This window comes from Pseudomonas asuensis (genome assembly GCF_014646755.1).
GTDB lineage: Bacteria > Pseudomonadota > Gammaproteobacteria > Pseudomonadales > Pseudomonadaceae > Chryseomonas > Chryseomonas asuensis.
Genome location: NZ_BMNW01000004.1, coordinates 462,646 through 482,311, shown reverse-complemented (window position 1 = coordinate 482,311; position 19,666 = coordinate 462,646). Strand labels below are relative to the sequence as shown.

The 19,666-nt window shown below is 57.6% G+C and carries 16 protein-coding genes; 15 read left to right on the top strand and 1 reads right to left on the bottom strand.

Annotated features, from left to right (window positions below; genetic code table 11):
• Positions 1-287: 287 nt before the first annotated feature.
• Positions 288-1,595 carry an MFS transporter gene (locus tag IEX86_RS11735; protein ID WP_188866292.1) on the top strand — a complete coding sequence of 436 codons (1,308 nt, stop codon included), beginning with the start codon at positions 288-290 and terminating at the stop codon, positions 1,593-1,595.
• A 32-nt stretch (positions 1,596-1,627) separates the two neighbouring features.
• Positions 1,628-2,806, top strand: a complete 1,179-nt coding sequence (locus tag IEX86_RS11730; protein ID WP_229685309.1) for a M20 aminoacylase family protein — start codon at positions 1,628-1,630, stop codon at positions 2,804-2,806.
• A gap of 27 nt (positions 2,807-2,833) precedes the next feature.
• On the opposite strand, the gene IEX86_RS11725 is transcribed toward IEX86_RS11730, so the two are convergent.
• Positions 2,834-4,144: an MFS transporter gene (locus tag IEX86_RS11725; RefSeq protein WP_188866291.1), complete on the bottom strand. Its 1,311-nt coding sequence runs from the start codon at positions 4,142-4,144 to the stop codon at positions 2,834-2,836.
• A 539-nt stretch (positions 4,145-4,683) separates the two neighbouring features.
• Between IEX86_RS11725 and IEX86_RS11720 the strand changes: the two genes are divergently transcribed.
• The 13 genes from IEX86_RS11720 (at position 4,684) to tssK (ending at position 19,664) form a co-directional block, all read left to right on the top strand.
• The gene (locus IEX86_RS11720; RefSeq protein WP_188866355.1) at positions 4,684-5,082 is read left to right on the top strand and encodes an acyl-CoA thioesterase; all 399 of its coding nucleotides are present in this window, start codon (positions 4,684-4,686) and stop codon (positions 5,080-5,082) included.
• Positions 5,083-5,438: 356 nt separating this feature from the next.
• Positions 5,439-7,010, top strand: coding sequence for a type VI secretion system protein TssA (gene tssA / locus IEX86_RS11715; RefSeq protein ID WP_188866290.1), 1,572 nt, complete (start codon positions 5,439-5,441; stop codon positions 7,008-7,010).
• Between the two features lie 35 nt (positions 7,011-7,045).
• The gene (gene tssB / locus IEX86_RS11710; RefSeq protein WP_188866289.1) at positions 7,046-7,552 is read left to right on the top strand and encodes a type VI secretion system contractile sheath small subunit; all 507 of its coding nucleotides are present in this window, start codon (positions 7,046-7,048) and stop codon (positions 7,550-7,552) included.
• A gap of 23 nt (positions 7,553-7,575) precedes the next feature.
• On the top strand, positions 7,576-9,051 hold the full coding sequence (gene tssC / locus IEX86_RS11705; protein ID WP_188866288.1) for a type VI secretion system contractile sheath large subunit: 1,476 nt from the start codon (positions 7,576-7,578) through the stop codon (positions 9,049-9,051).
• Positions 9,052-9,062: 11 nt separating this feature from the next.
• Positions 9,063-9,470, top strand: a complete 408-nt coding sequence (tssE, locus tag IEX86_RS11700) for a type VI secretion system baseplate subunit TssE (RefSeq protein ID WP_188866287.1) — start codon at positions 9,063-9,065, stop codon at positions 9,468-9,470.
• A 9-nt stretch (positions 9,471-9,479) separates the two neighbouring features.
• Complete coding sequence (gene tssF / locus IEX86_RS11695; protein ID WP_188866286.1) at positions 9,480-11,297, top strand: type VI secretion system baseplate subunit TssF; 1,818 nt, start codon at positions 9,480-9,482, stop codon at positions 11,295-11,297.
• A complete protein-coding gene (gene tssG / locus IEX86_RS11690; RefSeq protein WP_188866285.1) occupies positions 11,261-12,268 on the top strand; it encodes a type VI secretion system baseplate subunit TssG in 1,008 nt (335 codons plus the stop codon). The genes tssF and tssG overlap by 37 nt, the downstream gene beginning before the upstream one ends.
• A gap of 11 nt (positions 12,269-12,279) precedes the next feature.
• Positions 12,280-14,904 carry a type VI secretion system ATPase TssH gene (gene tssH, locus IEX86_RS11685; RefSeq protein WP_188866284.1) on the top strand — a complete coding sequence of 875 codons (2,625 nt, stop codon included), beginning with the start codon at positions 12,280-12,282 and terminating at the stop codon, positions 14,902-14,904.
• 10 nt (positions 14,905-14,914) lie between these two features.
• Positions 14,915-16,420 (top strand): sigma 54-interacting transcriptional regulator, encoded by a 1,506-nt coding sequence (locus tag IEX86_RS11680; RefSeq protein WP_188866354.1) that lies wholly within the window; start codon positions 14,915-14,917, stop codon positions 16,418-16,420.
• 62 nt (positions 16,421-16,482) lie between these two features.
• Complete coding sequence (locus IEX86_RS11675; RefSeq protein WP_010796278.1) at positions 16,483-16,617, top strand: hypothetical protein; 135 nt, start codon at positions 16,483-16,485, stop codon at positions 16,615-16,617.
• A gap of 17 nt (positions 16,618-16,634) precedes the next feature.
• The gene (gene tagH / locus IEX86_RS11670; protein ID WP_188866283.1) at positions 16,635-17,849 is read left to right on the top strand and encodes a type VI secretion system-associated FHA domain protein TagH; all 1,215 of its coding nucleotides are present in this window, start codon (positions 16,635-16,637) and stop codon (positions 17,847-17,849) included.
• A 5-nt stretch (positions 17,850-17,854) separates the two neighbouring features.
• Positions 17,855-18,328, top strand: coding sequence for a type VI secretion system lipoprotein TssJ (gene tssJ / locus IEX86_RS11665; protein ID WP_188866282.1), 474 nt, complete (start codon positions 17,855-17,857; stop codon positions 18,326-18,328).
• Positions 18,329-18,332: 4 nt separating this feature from the next.
• Positions 18,333-19,664 (top strand): type VI secretion system baseplate subunit TssK, encoded by a 1,332-nt coding sequence (gene tssK, locus IEX86_RS11660; RefSeq protein ID WP_188866281.1) that lies wholly within the window; start codon positions 18,333-18,335, stop codon positions 19,662-19,664.
• Positions 19,665-19,666: the final 2 nt, after the last annotated feature.

Below are 19,666 nucleotides of genomic sequence, written 5' to 3'. Positions count from 1 at the left end.
CTTGCAAGGATGGTTAGGTAGCGCCCGTCGGCAGCCTATGGGCATTGAGCCACTATATGACTGAAATATGACCATATTGTGACGTCACTCAGGCTTATGCGCTGAATGTTCAACCGTATTTAGTGCACCGCGCACCATCATGGAGCCTGTCTTTCACCACCATTTTCTGCATTGAGTAAATTCCCCAGCAGCTACGCCCCATGGGATGAATTCAAGCCTGCCGTGCCTACACGGCGCGAACCTTGCTTGCCTAGCTATCGACCTCTGGCCGTCCAAGGAGATACCCCGTGGCTCATGCGCTTTCTTCGCACGCCGCCTCCGTTACGCCATCGGCAATAGCTGCTCCGCTGCCCCGCGCCAAGCTGATCGCTGCCGCCAGCCTGGGTAACGGACTGGAAATGTTCGACTTTACCGTCTTCAGCTTTTTCGCCAGCCTGATCGGCCAGCTCTATTTCCCCTCGGACACGCCTTATGGCTCGCTGCTTATGGCCGTTGCGGTATTTGGCGTTGGCTTTGTGATGCGCCCTTTGGGCAGCATGATCCTGGGCGCCTATGCCGACCGCGCCGGGCGCAAGGCAGCCATGCTGTTGACGATTCTGCTGATGGGGCTGGGTAGCCTGTTTATTGCCTTAACGCCAACCCATGCCCAGATTGGAATCTTCGCACCGCTGCTCCTGCTGGTTGGGCGTCTGTTACAAGGCTTCTCAGCAGGCGGCGAGATTGGCGCAGCGACAGCGTTACTATTGGAATCAGCCAGCCGGGGTAGACGCGGCTTTTATGTCAGCTGGCAGGTCATCAGCCAAGGCGGCAGCTCCCTGCTGGGCGCCATGCTGGCTGCGATCCTGCACGGCTCGCTCAGCGAAGAGGCGCTGCATAGCTGGGGCTGGCGCGTACCGTTTCTAATTGGCCTGCTGATTATTCCGGTCGGCCTCTACATCCGGGCCCATGTGGATGAAACCTATCAAGCCCAGGTAACCGATAAACCAGAACCTGCTCCAGTCATGGCCTTTCTGCGCAGCCATACACGAGGTTTCCTGCTGGGTCTTCTGATCATTATGTCGGCCACCTTGATGACCTATATCATCCTGTTCTACATGCCGACGTATACCACTCGGGTCTCGCATCTTTCTGCTACAACAGCCTATTGGATGAGCACTGCCAGCAGTGCTGTGCTGATGGTGTCCGCCCTCTTCGCCGGACTGGCTGCCGACCGCTTTGGCCATCATAAGCGGTTGGCTGCCATCGCATTGGTTATCGCTATCCTTAACATCTATCCCGCCTTCGCCTGGCTGGACTCACCAGATACGCAAGGGCTTGCCCTACTCTGCCGATTGATTGTCGTAGCTGCGCTAGGCATGAACATGACGGCGGGTCTGCTGCTCATCAGTGAGTCCCTGCCCCGCTCCGTCCGGGCAACAGGCCTTGCCATGACCTATGCCATTGGCGTCACTCTGTTTGGCGGCACAGCGCAGTTTATTGTCACTTGGCTTCTGCAAGTCACCCATGCCCCTCTGGCACCTGCCTGGTACCTGATCAGCATGCTATGCATCGGTCTGATCGGCCTGCTGGCCTTCCAGGAACGTCACCTCGACTGATCTTGCCAGTGCTCCCCTATAAGGAATCCGCCATGCCTATTGAAACGCTTCATCGTGATGAAACGACCTTGAGAATTGAAGATTTCCTGCCTGACATGATCACACTGCGACGAGACCTTCACCGGCACCCTGAGTTGGGCTACGAAGAGCATCGCACCAGTGATCTGGTGGCCGCCTCGCTAAAGGCCTGGGGGTACGAGGTTCATCGGGGGCTGGGAGGCACCGGTGTTGTTGGCACCCTCAAGGTCGGCTCTGGAAAGAAGCGGCTCGGTATTCGCGCAGACATGGACGCCCTGCCTATCGCAGAAGCTACCGGTTTGCCCTATGCCAGTGCCAATACGGGTCGGATGCACGCCTGTGGGCACGATGGCCATACCACGACCCTGCTGACAGCGGCCCGCTACCTCGCCGAGACACAAGCGTTTGATGGTACCTTGCATCTGATCTTCCAGCCGGCCGAAGAAGGGCTCGGTGGAGCATTACGCATGATTGAGGATGGTCTGTTCGATCTATTCCCCTGCGATGCCATCTTTGGTTTTCATAACATGCCGGGCGTACCTGCCGGGCAGTTCTGCTTTGTAGAGGGTCCGGCCATGGCCTCCGCTGACACGGCCGACCTACGCATCGTTGGTCAGGGCGGTCACGGCGCTGTACCGCACAAGGCCGTCGATCCCATCGTAGCCAGTGCTTCAACCATCATGGCCTTGCAAAGCATCGTGTCGCGCAATGTCGACCCGTTGGAAACAGCGGTCATCAGCATTGGCAGCATTCACGGCGGTCATGCGGACAACGTCATTCCTGATGCAGTGGATATGAAACTGACGATTCGCGCTTTCAGCAATGACGTTCGTGATCAGTTGGAGCAGCGAATTCGTAGCGTCACACGGGCCCAGGCGGAGAGCTTTGGTGCAACCGCCCAGCTCGATTACCGGCGAGGCTATCCCGTCCTCGTCAACCATGCCCAGGAAACTGCGTTTGCGCGATCAGTAGCGGAAGAATATTTTGGCGGCCAATCCATCGCGCCGAATTTTGCGCCTATCAGCGCCAGTGAGGATTTCGCCTATATGCTTGAACGGTGTCCGGGGTGCTATCTGTTCATCGGCAATGGCAACAGCGCCAGTCTGCATAACCCCGCCTACGACTTCAACGATGCCCTGCTTCCCATCGGGGCGCGTTATTGGGCCAAGCTCGCCGAACGCTACCTCGTCTGAGGCAGCATTCGGACGCAAGCAGAAGAGTCAGGCCGTGACGGGTACGACACGGCGCTCCTGACTAAGAAGCCAGGCGCCGACCAGCATGCCCAGGATAGCAAGGCCTACTACATAATATGCCGGGCCCAACGGGTGCTGCTTGAGCATCAACGTCACAATCATTGGCGTCAGTCCGCCAAAGATGGCGTAGGCCAAGTTATAAGAGAAGGACAGCCCCGAGAAGCGCACCTCTGCCGGAAAGGCAAGCACCATCACGCGCGGTACGCTGCCAATGACGCCGACCGACAGGCCCGCCATTGCATACAGCGGAAACAGCCATTCGGGGTGTGTTTTAAGGGTTGCATACATGGTCCAGGAGACGATACCTAGAAGCGCGCCACCAACGAGGAAAACCCGCCCGCTGCCAAAACGGTCTGACAACGCACCCGAAGCAATGCAGCCACCAGTCAAGAAGAGGATGGCAAGGCTGTTAGCCTTAAGGGCTGTAGCAGCGGCAAACCCATATTGAGTCTGAAGCAGCGTCGGTGTCATAAGGATCACGACCACAATGCCAGCGGTCAGCATCCAGGTCAGCAGCATCGAGACGACTATTGCGCCTCGGTAATCGCGCAGAACCGCCTTGAGCGGCACCTCACTGGCGAGCGACTTGCGCAACTGAAGCTCGGCGAATATCGGGGTTTCATGCAACCAACGACGCAAATACACCGAGAACAACCCGAACACACCACCAATCAGGAATGGAAAACGCCACGCATAATCATGCACTTCAACTGGCGTAAACACGGTATTGATCAGCGTTGCCATGAGCGAGCCGAGCAAAATGCCAAAGGTCAGGCCGGCTGTCAGCGTACCGCAGGCATAACCCACATGGCGGTTGGGCACGTGTTCAGCCACAAATACCCAGGCACCCGGCACTTCACCGCCGATGGCTGCTCCCTGGATGATGCGCAGAAACAATAGCAGCAAGGGTGCGGCAATACCGATCTGTGCATAAGTAGGCAGCAGGCCCATAAACAATGTGGGTAGCGCCATCATAAAGATGCTTAACGTAAACATCTTTTTGCGGCCCAGCAGATCACCAAAGTGGGCCATGATGACACCCCCTAGCGGACGGGCCAGATAGCCTGCGGCAAAAATGCCAAAGGTCTGGATCTGACGCAGCCACTCAGGCATCTCAGCCGGGAAGAACAGCTTGCTTACTACGGCGGCAAAAAACACGAAAATCACGAAGTCGTAAAATTCGAGGGCGCCACCTAAGGCGGACAGGGAAAGGGTCTTATAGTCACTGCGCCCTAACGGGCGTGATTCGGGCAAGGCGGAATGGGATTGCGGTCTCATGGCTCAAGTCTCGTTAGAATTATATGCACACGTTCGCGCTAGACCGTGGAACCTGGACAAGCAGGGGTTTTCCCGCACACAGGTTCGAGCTACACCGGTGAACGTCTCCCTAGTTAAGCAGGGAGGCCGTAAATCCGCACGAGGCGGAGACGAGACATTAATATAAGAGCGAGAACCAGGGAAATGAAAAGCCGTGTGAGCACTGGGCCGTGATACGTTCGTTCCGTCATCTTGTGGACAACATTACGAGCCTGGCCCGAACCGGTTAAACGCAAACCATCACCTGTGTAGCCATGACACGGCCCGGTCGGGTCTGTCATGTGCAAACCAGCACGATAGCAAATTCAAATGCTGCCGCCCAAGCTGTTTAACGAATTTATTTAAACTGTCAACACCCTGTCGTACCCGACTGGCACAGTCTATATACTGCCCATAATCAAACGACATCCGAAACGCCCGGTCAGGTTGGCCATATTCTTGCTTTACACGGTCTCCCAGCCATAAAAATTGAAAAGGGCTCCAGGGGCGCCCAGCGCATGATTGAAGAACTCGAACAAGAAGATCCGATACCTCAAGGCGATCTCGCCATGCAGATCACCGCACTCCCACGTGAAACGAACGGGTTCGGCGATATTTTCGGTGGCTGGCTCGTCGCCCAAATGGACCTGGCCGGCACGTCCATGGCCAGTCGAATCGCCCAGGGCCGTGTTGCCACAGTCGCCATTGACCGTATGGCGTTTCTGGTGCCCGTTCCGGTGGGTGCACAACTCTCCTTCTATACTCAAGCGCTGGAGATCGGCCGTAGCTCGATCCGCATGATGGTTGAAGTCTGGAGCGACGACCCGCTCTCCAACGAATGGAGCAAAGTAACTGAAGCCGCCTTTGTATTCGTCGCTATCGACGGCAGCGGTCGTACTCGCTCGGTTCCTCGCCGCTAGGTTTTACGCGAAAAGGTGATCGTATTCGGGCAGTTTTCGCACAGAACCTAAAGCGGAACGCGTCACCCTTCGTAGCAGACGCCTTTCCCCAGACGCAACGGTTGCAGCAGGTAACCGTTCGTCTCGGTAACAAATACCGCTCAGGCGGCAATTCTCTTAAATGTTCGAATCGTCACATTTACTGCCTTGTTCTAAAGGGCTCAGCTCTTTAGGATGCGCACCATTACTCATGTGCGCAACTTGCTGCACATTGAGCTGCGCAATGAATTGCGCAGGATTTCGCGGAGACGATAGGCCTGGAAGGCCATTCACTATCGCCCTCCTTAGAGCAATGGATGCTTCGGCAAGGTCATGGAATGACGTTCTCCAGTTCACTCGCTACGCATTACCTGGCATTGGCCGAACACCCCATCGAAGCGGGCAACTTCGGCGGTGAGGATGCCCGTTACTCCAGCGAGTATGAACAGCTCGAAGCTGAGCTAGCCAAAGCGTCATCCCTTCATCAGAGCGGCCAGATCGACTGGCAACTGATCTGTGACGGCAGCGAAGTGCTGCTGCGGACCCTATCCAAAGACCTGCGTGTAGCCGCTTGGCTGGCTTGGGCGCTCTATCAACGTGAGCGTTTTACTGGGTTGCAGGCGGGTATCGCCTTATTGCATGCCTTGTGCACCCAACACTGGGATGATCTGCATCCACGCAAAGTGCGCACACGCAGTGCCGCGCTAGGGTGGCTGCTGACACGACTGGAACCGGCCCTTTCTCAATACTCTCCAACACCTGACCAGCTGCCGCTGTTTCAGCAGTTGGTCGAGCACCTCAAGGAACTGGATACCTGCCTGTCAACACACCTAGGTGAAGAGGCGCCACTATTATTGCCGCTGTGTCGCCGTATAGATGAACACGTAAAGCGTGCAGGTCAGGCAGCGGCTCCGGTCAATACGATAACCAGTACCGACACCGTTACAGCCTCTCTTTCGTCATCTTCGTCCTCATCCAACACGCCAGCTGGACCGATTGAAAGTGACAAGGATGCGCATAAGGCTCTTCGCGCCCAACAGGACAGCGCCCGCACGCTTTGTACCTGGTGGACCCGACAGAAAGCGACCGACATTCGCCCCCTGCGCCTGAATCGTGCCTTGCTCTGGCTGGGTATCGACAGCGTGCCTGAGCACAACGCCGAACAGATCACTGCACTTCGTGGACTGCCCGCCGACAAGATCGCCTCTTATAAAGAGCGCTTCGAACAAGGCCAGCATGCAAGCTTGCTGGTCGACGTAGAGGCCAGCCTGGCGCGTGCTCCGTTCTGGTTCGATGGGCAACGGCTGGCATGGGAATGCCTTCAGGCTCAGGGCGCAGAGGCGGCGCTGAAAGAAATCGAAATGCCTTTTGCTCTGTTCCTAAGCCGTGTATCCGGCATCGTGGAGCTACGCTTTCATGATGGTCAGCCCTTCGCCGATGCTGAAACCCGTGCCTGGATCAGTGCGCATGTCATGCCACACCTTCAGGCACCCAGTGCGCCTCGCGAAGCAGCCCCAAGCACAGGTAATAACCGTCCTGCCTGGGAAGAAGCGCTGGAAGCCCTGTTGCCTACCCTGCGAAAGGATGGACTCAAGCACGCGGTTCAAACGCTCAAGCAAGGTATGACTACCGCCCAAGGTGGCCGTGAGCGCTTTTTCTGGCAGCTCACCATGGCTCGCCTCTGCTTCCAGGCCAAGAAATACGATCTGGCCAAGACCCAGTTACAAACGCTCGATGAGACGCTGCAACGCAGCGGTCTGGCCGAGTGGGAACCCGAACTCGCCCTGGATGTTTTGCAGCTGCTTTACCAGTGCTGCGAACTGCTGCCTCAGAACCCTGGAGTACGAGACTACAAGGACGAGCTTTACCGCAGGTTGTGCCACATCGATCTCGAAGTGGTACTTGATTGAGGCCGCACGGCCCTCACACAGAAAGGAGAAATGCCATGGCCAAAGAAGGCTCGGTAGCCCCAAAGGAACGCATCAACGTCACCTTCAAACCCGCCACTGGCAATGTTCAGGAAGAACAGGAACTGCCTTTGAAGCTAATGGTTCTGGGCGATTTTACCCAGCGCGCAGATGACCGCAAGGTCGAAGATCGCAAGCCAATCAGCATCGACAAAAATAATTTCGACGAAGTCTTGGGCAAGCAGGAGCTGACGCTAAACCTGAGCGTGCCAAACCGCCTGCAGGATGATGCCAAAGGCGAAGAGCTGGGTGTCAGCCTGAACATCAACACGATGAAGGACTTCAACCCCGCCAACATCGTCGATCAAGTACCAGAGCTGAAAAAGCTGATGGAGCTGCGTGATGCTCTCGTCGCGCTGAAAGGCCCGCTGGGTAATGCCCCGGCCTTCCGCAAGGCTATTGAAAGTGTGCTGGCTGACGATGATTCCCGCGAACGTGTACTAGGCGAACTCGGCTTGGCTGCCAAGGCCGACCAAGACGCTTGAATCAAGGACAAGGAAGAGTTCAGATGAGTACCAATACCGCTCTCGAAACCGCTCAAGTAACAGGCGAAGCCGGCATTCTTGACCGTATCATCGCTGAAACCAAGCTCACACCTGATGACGAAGCTTATGGCATTGCCAAGCGGGGCGTATCAGCGTTCATTGAAGAGCTGCTCAAGCCACAGAACGAGAAAGAGCCGGTCAAGAAGGCGCTGGTCGATCGCATGATCGCCGAGATCGATGCCAAGCTCAGCCGCCAGATGGATGAGATCCTGCACCATGCCGAATTCCAATCCATGGAGTCCTCCTGGCGTGGTCTGCAGATGCTCGTGGATCGTACGGATTTCCGCGAGAACAACAAGATTGAAATCCTGAACGTATCCAAGCAGGACCTGCTGGAAGACTTCGAGGACTCCCCGGAGATCGTTCAATCCGGTCTGTACAAGCATATCTATACCGCTGAGTACGGTCAGTTTGGTGGTGAGCCGGTCGGCGCAATCATCGCCAACTACTTCTTCGACCCCAGCTCCCCTGATGTAAAGACCATGCAGCATGTAGCTAGCGTTGCAGCCATGGCTCACGCGCCCTTCATTGCAGCAGCCGGTCCTAAGTTCTTTGGCCTGGAAGCCTTTACCGGCCTGCCAGACCTCAAGGATATGAAGGATCACTTCGAAGGCCCTCAGTTCACCAAGTGGCAGAGCTTCCGCGAGCAGGAAGACTCCCGCTATGTGGGCCTGACCCTGCCTCGCTTCCTGCTGCGTACGCCTTATGATCCGGAAGAAAACCCGGTCAAAAGCTTCGTCTATAAAGAAAACGTTTCCAGCAGCCATGAAGATTACCTGTGGGGTAATACGGCCTATGCCTTTGCAACCCGCTTGACGAGCAGCTTTGCCAAGTTCCGTTGGTGCCCGAACATCATCGGCCCGCAAAGCGGTGGCGCGGTAGAAGACCTGCCCTTGCACCACTTCGAAAGCATGGGTGAGATCGAAACCAAGATCCCAACCGAAGTATTGGTTTCTGATCGCCGTGAGTACGAACTGGCCGAGGAAGGCTTCATTGCGCTGACCATGCGTAAGGGAAGCGACAACGCCGCATTCTTCTCCGCCAACTCCGTGCAGAAGCCGAAAGCCTTTGGTAACAGCGAAGAAGGCAAGAATGCCGAGATGAACTATAAGCTGGGCACTCAACTGCCTTACCTGTTCATCGTCAGCCGTCTGGCGCATTACCTGAAGGTCCTGCAGCGCGAGCAGCTCGGTAGCACCAAGGAGCGTACCGACCTTGAGCTTGAGCTGAACAAGTGGATTCGTCAGTACGTCGCTGACCAGGAAAACCCCAGTGCCGAAGTTCGTGGTCGTCGTCCGCTGCGCGCTGCCAACATCAAGGTCACCGAGGTGGATGGCGAGCCGGGCTGGTACCGCGTTGGCCTGAGCGTTCGTCCACACTTCAAGTACATGGGCGCAGACTTCACGCTGTCCCTGGTTGGCAAGCTGGACAAAGAGTAAGCAGGAGCTAGGTGATGAGCTACGGTAGCCTGTTCGAACGTCTTTGCGGGGAAGCGGATCAGCGTACCCGCCTGACCCGGGAGCAAGCCGTTACGGCATCGATTGCTTCTCACCTGGCCAAAATGCTTAGCACCCGTGCGGGCAGCGTGCAAACGCAGCCCGATTACGGGTTGCCTGATCTAAACGATATGCGCCTGTCCCTGCATGATTCGCTGAATCAGGCGCGTGTCGCCATCGAACGCTTTATCGACGCCTACGAGCCTCGCCTCTCTAGCGTTCGAGTGTTATCCCTGCCCCGCAGCCATGATCCGCTGACCCTGAGCTTTGTTCTCGAAGGCTGGCTGGACGTGGACGGGATCAAGAAGCAGGTCAGTTTTACCGCACGTCTGGATGGCAGCGGACAAGTGAAGGTCAGCTAAGGAAAGCACATGTCGTTCAACCACTATTACCAGAGCGAGCTGTCCGCGCTGCGGCAGCTGGGCAAGCGCTTCTCTGAGCGCAGCCCGGCCCTGGCACCGTTCCTGGGTCAGAGCGGTCGGGATCCGGATGTCGAGCGTCTGATGGAAGGTTTTGCCTTTCTGACTGGACGCCTGCGCCAGAAGCTCGACGACGAGCTGCCAGAGCTGACTCACTCCCTGATGCACCTGCTCTGGCCGAACTACATGCGCCCGCTACCGGCGTTCAGCATGCTTCAGTTCGACCCGCTCAAGCGTCCCGGTGGAGCCATTACCGTCGCACGCAACACGCCAGTGGAAGCGCGTCCGGTACAGGACGTAAGCTGCCGTTTCCGGACATGCTTTGCTACAGACGTACTGCCGCTGGAGCTTTCTGCACTGGAATACTCCACCAAAGGCGAAGGCGCCCTGCTCAACCTGCGCCTGACCCTGAGTGCCGAAGGTCATCTGGGTGATATCGGCCTCAAGCGCCTGCGCCTGCATCTGGCGGGTGAGCGCTATATCAGCCAGACCTTGTACCTGGCGTTGCTGCGCCATCTGGAAGGTGTCCAGCTGATACCACTGGATGCCGACAACAAGCCGGTCAAGGCTCTCGACGATACGCCGATCCAGTTCAAGCTGGGCGCTGATCGCCTGCGTGCGGTAGGCGTCGACGAGGAAGAAGCGCTGATTCCTTACCCGCACAATACTTTCCGGGGTTACCGCTTCCTACAGGAATATTTTGCCTTTCAGGACAAGTTCCTGTTTGTCGAGCTTGATGGGTTAAATATCGTTAATGCGCTGCCTCAAGACGTCATCAAGAAGACGCGCGGCCTGGAGTTGCGCTTTGATCTGCGTAAGGTAGGCAGCCAGCGCCTGCGGCCCACCCGCGATAACGTACGCCTGTATTGCACGCCTATTGTTAACCTGTTCAACCATGACGCCCTGCCGATCCGCCTGGATGGCAAGCAGGACGAATATCTGCTGTTACCTGCCGAATACGACACCGAGCACTGCGGCGTTTATTCCGTCGAACGTGTAACTGGCTGGCGACCGGGCGGCATGGGTTATGAAGACTATGTACCGTTCGAATCATTTGAGCACGATGCCAGTTTCGACGTACCCAAGGTTCGCCCACACTACAGCGTGCGCCAACGCACCTCGATCCTGCATGACGGTGTCGACACTTATCTATCGTTCGGCATTCAGGAGTCAGGCAGCCGCTTCGGTGATGCCGTAGCCCAGGAGCGCCACGAAACGCTGTCTATCGAGCTTGTCTGCACCAACCAGAATCTACCGTTGCAGCTCAAGCTGGGCGACATCTGCCTGCCTAGCGAAGACACACCGGAGTTCTTGAGCTTTCGCAATATCACTACCGCGACACCGTGCTATGCGCCGCCACTGTCGCGCGACTTCCTGTGGAAGCTCATTTCCAATATGTCGCTGAATTACCTGTCGCTCTCCGATGTAGAAGCGCTCAAGGTGATTCTCGAAACCTATGACCTGCCGCGTTATTACGATCAGCACGCCGAAAAGATCAGTCGTCGCCAGTTAGGTGCCCTGAAAAGCATCAGCCACAAGCCGGTTGACCGACTCCACCGTGGACTACCCGTTCGCGGTATCAGCACAGAGCTGACCATGGACCCGGAAGGCTTCCTGGGTGAAGGCGACCTGTTTGTCTTCGCCTCGGTCCTCAATGAATTTTTCGCGTTGTACGCCAGCCTCAATTCCTATCATGAGCTGCGCGTGAAAAGCACACAAGGAGAAGTGTACCAATGGACGCCGCGCATGGGGCAACAGCCCTTGCTTTGAGCTCGCTGAGCTGCGGTATCCGTGAGTACACCCTCTTCCAGGGCATACAGCGGGTACTGGAAAAGCTTAGACAGAACAATCCCGACCTGGATGACGAAGCGCTCTACGACCGCCTCGAATTTCAGGCCAACCCGAGCCTGGGGTTTCCGGGTAGCGATATCGATCGTATCGAGTTCTTTGAAGAAGACGGTGAGATGCGCGCGCGGATGCGCCTGAACCTGGTCAGCCTGGCGGGTGCCGGCTCGCCCTTGCCTGCATTTTATAGCGAGCAGGCGCTAGGGGATGGCCCCTCCGGTAATCCAACCCGCGAGTTTCTGGATCTTTTCAATCATCGCTTCCAGCGCTTGTTGCTGCCGATCTGGCGTAAATACCGCTACAACGCCAGCTTTCAACGTGGCGCCATGGATGATTTTTCTGCCCAGCTGTTTGCCTTGATAGGTCTGCGTGGTGAGACGATTCGCCAATCACAGGAACTCAACTGGAAACGCCTGCTGCCCTATCTGGGCCTGCTGAGCCTGCGCGCTCACTCGGCGGCCTTGATCGAAGCAGTGCTGCGCTATTACTTCAAGCATGCCGCCATGCATATCGAACAGTGCATCGAGCGCCAGGTACAGATTTCTGCCGATCAGCAGAACCGACTGGGCCTGTGTAACAGCACCCTAGGCGAGAACCTTGTTCTTGGCCAGCAAGTACGTGACCGCAGCGGCAAATTTCGTATTCACATCCGTGAGCTGGACTGGAACCGCTTCCACGAATTTCTTCCCATTGGCGCAGGTTATGCGCCGCTATGCGCCCTGGTGCGCTTTACGTTGCGCGATCCGCTGGACTACGACCTGCGTCTGGAATTGCGCACCGATGCCATCCGCGAGCTGCGGCTTGGCGCCGATAACCCATGCCGCCTGGGTTGGACCAGCTGGCTTGGCCATGAACATGCGGACGGCGTCGTAACGCTGGCCGGCAAGACTCATTAAGGACTGATGACATGATCAACGTTGACCTGCAACAGTTGGTACAGGCACTGGATGCCGACACCCGCCGCGACCTGGAACAGGCCGCTCAACGCTGCCTGACTCGTGGGGGTAGCAAGATCCTGGTCGAAGACCTGATGCTGAATTTGCTGGAGCGTTCGGACAGCCTGCTGGCCCGCGCTCTGCAGGACGCAGACGTCGAGCCCGGTGAACTGGCGCGTACCTTACAACCTCGTGGAGAAGCCAGTGAGTCACGCAACCCGGTCTTTTCGGCGGAGCTGGTGCAGTGGCTTCAGGATGCCCTGCTGGTTGCCAGCCTTGAGCTGGGCCAGAGCCACATCGACCCCGCCGCGCTGATTCTAGCCCTGCTGCGCAACCCGATGCGCTATGCAGGTACGCAGTACCAGCCCTTAATCGCCAAGCTTGATGCCGAGCGTCTACGCGACTATGCCCAGTCCCGGAAATCACAGACTACGGCAGCTCAGTCTGCTTCTGGCGAATCCTTTCTGGCGCGCTTTACTCACAACTTCACGCAACAGGCCCGTGACGGCAAGCTCGATCCAGTCCTGTGCCGCGATGAATCCATTCGTCAGATGATCGATATCCTGGCCCGTCGCCGCAAGAACAACCCCATCGTGGTGGGTGAAGCGGGCGTGGGCAAGACCGCTATCGTCGAAGGTCTGGCGCTTCGAATTGCCGCCAGTGAAGTACCCGAAGCCCTCAAGGGTGTCGAGCTGCTGTCCCTGGATCTGGGCCTGTTACAGGCTGGCGCCAGCGTCAAAGGTGAGTTCGAGCGCCGTCTGCAAGGCGTGATTGATGAAGTCAAAGCGTCACCCAAACCGATCATCCTCTTCATTGACGAAGCACATACCCTGATTGGTGCCGGTGGTCAGGCAGGTGGCTCTGATGCGGCTAACTTGTTAAAGCCTGCGCTGGCGCGTGGAGAACTGCGTACCGTGGCGGCAACCACATGGAGCGAGTACAAGAAGTATTTTGAGAAGGACCCGGCTCTGGCTCGCCGTTTCCAACCAGTCAAACTGATGGAGCCCACGGTAACAGAAGCCATCACCATCCTTCGTGGTCTGGCCTCCGTGTATGAAAAAAGCCATGGCATCTACCTGCGCGATGATGCCGTCGTGGCTGCTGCTGAACTGTCCGCACGTTACCTGGCCGGTCGCCAGCTGCCCGACAAAGCGGTCGATGTGCTCGACACTGCCTGCGCTCGGGTTCGTATCAGCCTGGCTGCTGCACCAGAGGCCATTGAACGCCTGCGCAGCGAAATCGCTCAAGGCGAGCGCCAGTTTGCTGCGCTGAGCCGTGACCTGGAGTCTGGCCTTGCCATTGACGAAGAGGCGCTGAATCGTCTGGAAAATCGCCTGGTTGAGGCTCAGGCCGAGCAGGAACAGTTGGAAGCCCTCTGGAGTGCTCAGCGTGACCTGGCTATGCGCCTCCTGGAGCTACGTCAGCAGTGTGCCGAAGCACGCGTAAAGCAAGACAGCACAGCCGTCGAAAATATTACCGAAGCTGAAGGCCAAGCGGTAGACGAGATGGACCTGGCCACTCTGGAGCAGGAATTGGTAGCGGTTCAGACTCAGCTTTCGACAGCCCAGGCTGAAGGGCGTTTGGTCAGCTTCGAGGTCTGCCCGCGTCTGGTGGCAGAGGTGATCAGCCATTGGACAGGCGTGCCGCTGTCGCAATTAGCTCGCGAGCACAATGCAAAAGTGGCTCGCTTCGCCGATGACCTCAGCGCACGTGTTCGCGGCCAGGGTCAGGCGGTTGAAGTCCTCAACCGGGCCATGCGTGCAGCCGCTGCGGGCCTGAATAACCCTGATGCGCCCGTAGGCGTATTCCTGCTGGTAGGGCCTAGTGGTGTAGGCAAGACCGAAACCGGTCTGGCGCTGGCGGACCTGCTGTATGGCGGCGAGCGCTTTTTGACCGTCATCAACATGTCTGAATTCCAGGAGAAGCATACCGTTTCGCGCTTGATCGGTGCACCGCCCGGCTATGTAGGCTATGGCGAAGGCGGCATGCTGACCGAGGCCGTACGCCAAAAGCCTTATTCTGTCGTCTTGCTGGACGAAGTTGAGAAAGCCGATCCGGACGTTCTAAATCTGTTCTATCAGATCTTCGACAAGGGCGTTGCCAATGACGGCGAAGGCCGCGAGATCGACTTCCGCAACGTCCTCTTCCTGCTGACGTCCAATCTGGCCAGCGACCGTATCGCCAGCCTGTGCGAAGAAGGCCAGCGTCCGCCGGTTGATGAGCTGGAGCAGGCTATCCGCCCTGCGCTGACCCGTCATTTCAAGCCTGCGTTGCTGGCACGTATGCGCGTTGTTCCCTACTACCCGGTCGGCGGCGATGTGTTGCGTGAACTGGTGGGCGTTAAGTTGGAGCGTCTCGGCCAGCGTCTGGCTCGCCGTCAACTGACGCTAAGCCATAGCGAAGCATTGATTGACCACCTGACCGAGCGTTGCACTCAGAGCGATAGCGGTGCCCGCCTGATTGACCACCTGCTTGACCAATACCTGCTACCACGCATTGCTGACCGCTTGCTAGAGGCAATGGCAGCGGGCGAAACCCTGACCCATGTCCATGCCACACTGGATGGTGATGGCGCGGTTCTGTGTGAGTTTGCCTGAGGTGGTCGCAATGCTTCCCGAAGCCATTCAGCCCCTGCGCCCAACCGAAGTGCTACTTCAACGCTTCGCACGTCTGGCACAGGAGGCCAGTCGTGAGAGTTTGTTGGGTGAACTGATTGAGGCGGCCGCCCACCTTTCCCAGGCCGACCTCTGTCAACTCTACCTTTTGGACGCTACGCATACCTCGCTAACCCTGTCGGCGGCCTGGATCAACGAACAGCGCCAAGCCTGTCACGACAATAGCTTGCCCGCCGATTACGACGGGCAACTGTTGCAGTACTGCTTGTTCCAGAATCGTCCATTGGCCTTGACCGAACTCCATCCAAGCCTGCATGCCGTTGACTTTTTACCGGCGGGGTACACCTGGAAAAGCCTGCTGTGCTTGCCACTGGCCGATGCACAGGGCAGCGTACAAGGCGTCATGGTATGCGCTACACACCGTACCCGTGACCTTGAAGCCCTGAGTGGTCTGCTCTCGCCATTGGGGACCTTTGCCATCGCGCAATTGAACCTGCTTCAGCGTTTACAAACATCCGAGCCGGAAACAGCTCCGGTAACCGAACCGGTCAAACCGTGCGCCAGCGGATACGGCATGATCGGTAACAGCAACGCGATGCGAGGTGTGTACCAATTAATCGGTAAGGTTTTGCACAACCCAGTCACGGTATTGCTGACCGGCGAAACGGGTACCGGCAAAGAGCTGGTCGCCCGAGCCATTCATGATTGTGGCGCCCGCCGTACACAAGCGTTCGTCGTTCAGAACTGTGCCGCATTGCCGGAAAATCTGCTCGAAAGCGAACTGTTCGGCTACCGTAAAGGTGCTTTTACAGGAGCTGATCGAGATCGCCAGGGCCTGTTCGACGCGGCCAATGGCGGCACCCTGTTTCTGGACGAGATCGGCGACATGCCCTTGACCCTTCAGGCCAAGCTGTTGCGCGTTCTACAGGAAGGCGAAGTGCGTCCGCTCGGTTCCACCGAGACTCACAAGGTAGATGTGCGAATCGTCGCCGCAACCCACCGTGATCTCTACAACCAGGTATTGCAGGGTAACTTCCGTGAGGACCTCTACTACCGCCTCACGCATTTCCCTATTGAGCTGCCGGCACTACGCGAGCGTGGCGACGATATTCCACGACTAGCACGCCATTTTGCCGAGAAGGCCTGCGCCTTTTTGCAACGCGAACCCTGTCGCTGGACAGAAGCCGCACTGGATCGGCTGGCGGGCTACGCCTTCCCGGGCAATGTCCGCGAGCTCAAAGGTCTCGTTGAGCGCGCGGTTCTGCTATGTGACGGCAATGAATTGAGACCCGAACATTTCCCGCTGCGCCAGGAGACGATGCCCGAAGTCGGCCTGACCCTGCGCGAGCGGATGGACCAGCTGGAGCGCGGACTCGTCATTGACTGCCTGCGCAAAAACAACGGCAACCAGACCCATGCCGCCCGCGAGCTGGGCTTGCCGCGCCGCACACTGCTGTACCGCATGGAGCGGCTGAGTATCAGCCCGACCGACTTATGAGCCGACTCATGCCCCTCTTGCCAACTTCACACCAACACAACGCATCACTTGAGGTAACCACCATGCCCACTCGACTCTGGATCGCCGCACTACTGACCCTGACGCTGGGCGTGGCTGGCTGCTCCAGCAATCCAAAGAGCACCGATAAGGACTATCGCCCGCTCGGCGATCCGAAAGCACTTAACCGCGGCAATTGACGCAAGGAGTACATACCATGGAACTGGTTTTTGATCTGGTCAGCGCCCAGCAATTCGTACCCGGCATGTTGACGACGCGGACCTTTAAACAGGTCGGCGGCATCATTGGGCGCGCCGAGGACAGCGACTGGGTTATCCCCGACCGTAATCGCGTCCTGTCCAGCCACCATGCGCTGGTCAGCTGTCGTGACGACGCCTTTTACCTTACGGATACCAGCAGCAATGGCATCACGCTCAAGGATAACGGCGCCCGCCTGGTCAAAGGCCAGCCCCATCGCATTGAGCACGGCAATATATTCTGCCTGGGTGATTTCGAGATTCGTGCCCGTCTCCTGCAGGATCCCTCACGCTTCGACCTGGACCTGGGCCGTCCCATGCCAGCCAATAGCGCAAATGGTCTGATCCCGGATGATGCCTTTCTTGAACTGGACCCGCTTACGGCCCTTGATCGCCAGGACCAGGGTTATACCGAGCCTGATGAGCTATCCATCCTGGTTAGCCCACGTGTCGATGAATCCCGTGCCGACTATGCCCGTGTCGACATGGAAAGCCTGACTGTACCCAAACTGATCCCTGTACCCGAGCCAGAAGCAGCGCCACAGCCGGAACCGGTGCGGGCAGTGCCTAAGCATCAGTCACAGGAGTTCTGGGACCGTTACGGTCAGGCACTTGGCCTGGACCTGTCCGGTCTGGATGACGAAGCACGCGAGGCGTTGGCATTCAATGCGGCTCGCCTGCTGCGTCAGAGCATGAGCGGCCTGCAACAAACCCTGCGCACTCGTAGCGAGGTAAAGAACGAGCTGCGTCTGTCCCTCACGACCGTTCAGAGTGCCGGTAATAACCCCCTCAAGCACGGCGCGGATAGCACCGAAACGCTGGGGCACATGCTCAAGGGCGACAAGCCCGGCCAGCTACCGGCAGATCAGGCCATCACCCGCGCTTATCGCGACCTTCAGGCCCATCAGGTCGCCCTGCTCGCCGCCAGCCGCGCTGTCGTCAAGGCCACGCTGGACCAACTGGATCCCGAGCAGCTGACCCTGCGTTTTGAGCGTGAGGGACGCAAGCCGCTATTTGCAACGGCAGGCAGCCGCTGGCGCGCCTATCGTCGTCATCATCACAGCCTGCGCCAGGATGGCGATTGGAGCGAACGCTTGTTTGCCCGTGACTTTGCCACTGCTTATGAAGAGCAGGTCCGTCTGATCGCCACGCTGAACACCGACTTTCAAGGATGAACACCATGATCCGCTTTGCTCCCCTGGCCCTGCTGGCCGCCATGACCTTTACAGGTTGCTCTTCCATGAGCTCCGACGTGACCAAGCTTGACCTGAGCCTGTCCGGTAGCGACACCCTGAACCCGGACCTCAATGGTCGTCCTTCGCCGATCGTGATCCGTCTGATCGAGCTAAAACACCCTATTGCCTTCCAGAATGCGGATTTCTTCTCGCTGTATGAGCGCCCACGCGAGGCCCTGTCGCCTGATCTGGTCGCTTCTGAAGAAATCGAACTGCGCCCCGGTGAGAAGCGTGACCTGAAATTATCCGTCCAGAACGATAGCCGCTATGTCGGCGTACTGGCCGCCTATCGTGACCTGCCGGAAACCCAATGGCGCTATGTGATCGAGGTTCCGTCCAAACAGATCACCCGCGCGGATCTGTCCTTGGATGCCGAGGGCATTCACTCCGCCTCGCCTGAGAAAAAGGCCAAGGACTGACCCCATGACTGCACATAAAGTGATCTGGCAGGAAGGTATGCTGCTGCGTCCTCAGCACTTCCAGCAAAGCGACCGATACCACGATGACCAGTTAAAAGCGCGTACTCGTCAACTGGGAAGTTACACCTGGGGCTTCTTTAGCCTCGTTATCGACCGCCAGTTTCTAAGCATGGGTAAACTGGTGATCAGCCAGGCCTCCGGCGTGCTGCCGGATGGCGCACTGTTCGAGATGACCAGCGAAGGCGAACCCCTGGCGCTGGATGTCCCAGCCAATACCAGCAGTGCCTCTGTCTATCTGGCACTGCCACTGGTCACGGGTAATCATGTGGAGACTAGGCGCCTTGAGCAAAAGGATGTCCTGGCCCGTTATCGCGCCTATGAGGCTGAAGTCGCGGACTCGAATGCTGGTGAAAGCATCATCAGCCAAGTCAGCTGTGGTCGCCCGGACTTCAAATTGCTGCTTGGTGAGCGGTCCAATGACGAAGCCTTTGTCAAACTCAAAGTCTGTGAAGTGTTGGACACAACACCAGATGGGGTCATCAGCTTAGACGGTGATTTTACCCCTACCTATCTGCACGTCCATGCATCGGACTACCTGCTCTCCTGCCTGAAAGAAGTCATCAGCATGCTGGCCCATCGAGGTGACATCCTGGCCGAGCGCATCCGCGCCACTGGCAAGGTAGGTACCGCTGAAGTCGGTGACTTCATGATGCTTCAGCTGATCAACCGCTACGAGCCGACGCTTCGTCATTCTCTAACGCTGGAGCAGCTGCATCCTGAACTGATCTTCCGCGAGTTGCTTGGGCTGCTAGGCGAGCTGGCTACCTTCTCTAGTGAAACCAAGCGTCCGCGCCTGGATAACCGCTACCAGCACAGCGATCAGGCTCAAAGCTTTCGCAAGCTGATGGACTCACTGCGCCATGTTCTGTCGATGGTACTGGAGCAACATGCTGTCGAGCTGGTCCTGCAACAGCGTCAGTACGGCATTCAGGTATCGCCGCTGCATGATCACAGCCTCATTTCTTCCGCCTCCTTTGTCCTCGCCGCCAGCGCCCAATGCGATTCGGAAGAGCTGCGCCAACGTTTACCGGCACACCTGAAGATTGGCCCGGTGGAGCGTATCCGCCAGCTGGTCAACCTGCACCTGCCCGGTATTCGAATCAAACCCATGCCGGTCGCTCCGCGGCAGATCCCGTTCCACTCCGGCAAGACCTATTTCGCCCTCGAACTCAGCGCCGACGAACAGGCGCAACTGGAGCAGTCAGGCGGTTTCGCCATTCACGTGTCCGGTGACTTCCCCGGACTCGAACTCAAATTCTGGGCAGTCAGGAGCTGACA

What these genes read in the sequence shown, in the direction of transcription:
- IEX86_RS11730 (WP_229685309.1), top strand. Translation starts at nt 1,628, where the DNA reads ATGCCTATTGAAACGCTTCATCGTGATGAAACGACCTTGAGAATTGAA.
- IEX86_RS11725 (WP_188866291.1), bottom strand. Translation starts at nt 4,144, where the DNA reads ATGAGACCGCAATCCCATTCCGCCTTGCCCGAATCACGCCCGTTAGGG.
- tssA (WP_188866290.1), top strand. Translation starts at nt 5,439, where the DNA reads ATGACGTTCTCCAGTTCACTCGCTACGCATTACCTGGCATTGGCCGAA.
- tssB (WP_188866289.1), top strand. Translation starts at nt 7,046, where the DNA reads ATGGCCAAAGAAGGCTCGGTAGCCCCAAAGGAACGCATCAACGTCACC.
- tssC (WP_188866288.1), top strand. Translation starts at nt 7,576, where the DNA reads ATGAGTACCAATACCGCTCTCGAAACCGCTCAAGTAACAGGCGAAGCC.
- tssF (WP_188866286.1), top strand. Translation starts at nt 9,480, where the DNA reads ATGTCGTTCAACCACTATTACCAGAGCGAGCTGTCCGCGCTGCGGCAG.
- tssG (WP_188866285.1), top strand. Translation starts at nt 11,261, where the DNA reads ATGGACGCCGCGCATGGGGCAACAGCCCTTGCTTTGAGCTCGCTGAGC.
- tssH (WP_188866284.1), top strand. Translation starts at nt 12,280, where the DNA reads ATGATCAACGTTGACCTGCAACAGTTGGTACAGGCACTGGATGCCGAC.
- IEX86_RS11680 (WP_188866354.1), top strand. Translation starts at nt 14,915, where the DNA reads ATGCTTCCCGAAGCCATTCAGCCCCTGCGCCCAACCGAAGTGCTACTT.
- IEX86_RS11675 (WP_010796278.1), top strand. Translation starts at nt 16,483, where the DNA reads ATGCCCACTCGACTCTGGATCGCCGCACTACTGACCCTGACGCTGGGC.
- tagH (WP_188866283.1), top strand. Translation starts at nt 16,635, where the DNA reads ATGGAACTGGTTTTTGATCTGGTCAGCGCCCAGCAATTCGTACCCGGC.
- tssJ (WP_188866282.1), top strand. Translation starts at nt 17,855, where the DNA reads ATGATCCGCTTTGCTCCCCTGGCCCTGCTGGCCGCCATGACCTTTACA.
- tssK (WP_188866281.1), top strand. Translation starts at nt 18,333, where the DNA reads ATGACTGCACATAAAGTGATCTGGCAGGAAGGTATGCTGCTGCGTCCT.